Below are 966 nucleotides of genomic sequence, written 5' to 3' on the forward strand. Positions count from 1 at the left end.
CTAGACGATCGATTCCAAGGGATCGGCTGCGCGCATGGGACGAGGGCGTCCAACGTCAGTGTGTGAAGACAGAGTTGGACACCCTCGCGACTGCACTCTATGTGAAGACCGACGACCTGCTGAAGGCGTCTCCGCATCTGGCGCCATGGCGGCCGGTCGTGGGGATCGCCCCGCGGCTCACCGATGCCGAGCTGGTCACCCTGGCGATGATGCAGGCCATGCTCGGCTTCACCTCCGAGGCCAGGTGGCTGCGTCACGCCCGTTCCCACCTGCGGCATCTCTTCCCGTACCTGCCCAAGCAGCCCGGCTACAACAAGCGGCTGCGCAAGAACACCGACCTGCTTCGCCGGGTCACCCGCCTGCTGGCCACCGACACCTCCGTGTGGAGCGACGACGTGTGGATCGTGGACTCCACACCGGTGGAATGCGGCCGCTCCCGCGAGACCGTCAAACGTTCCGACCTGGCCGGATGGGCCGAGTACGGGTACTGCGCCAGTCACAGCCGCTTCTTCTGGGGCCTGCGGCTGCACCTGGTGTGCACCCTGCAGGGCCTGCCCGTCGCCTTCGCCCTGACCGGCGCCAAGGCCGACGAGCGCGAGACCCTGCTGGACCTCCTCGCTGCCGAACCCGGCCTGGTCGCCGAACGGCCATCCCAGACGCTGATCGGCGACAAGAACTACTACGGCCGGAGCTTCGAACACGAACTGGCCGAGCTGGACATCCGGCTGCTGCGGCCGGCCCGCAAAGGCGAGCCGGAGCGGCCCGGAGCGCCCCTGTTCAAACCGTTGCGGCAGGTCATCGAGTCGGTGAACGAGACCTTCAAGGGCCAACTCGATCTCGAACAGCACCGAGGACGCACACGCGGCGGTGTCGTCGCCCGCGTCATGCAACGCATCCTCGCAATGACCGCCGCGATCTGGCACAACGACCACACAGGACAGCCCGTCCTACGCTCACTGACCGCCT

At 67.1% G+C, this 966-nt stretch carries 1 protein-coding gene; it reads left to right on the plus strand.

What is annotated here, in order from left to right; all coding sequences use genetic code 11:
- Positions 1-62 precede the first annotated feature (62 nt).
- On the plus strand, positions 63-966 hold a 904-nt coding region (locus tag KWI83_RS37765), incomplete at its 3' end, for an IS982 family transposase (protein ID WP_218518885.1).

The organism is Streptomyces sp. TRM70350 (assembly GCF_019219825.1).
Taxonomy (GTDB): Bacteria; Actinomycetota; Actinomycetes; order Streptomycetales; family Streptomycetaceae; genus Streptomyces.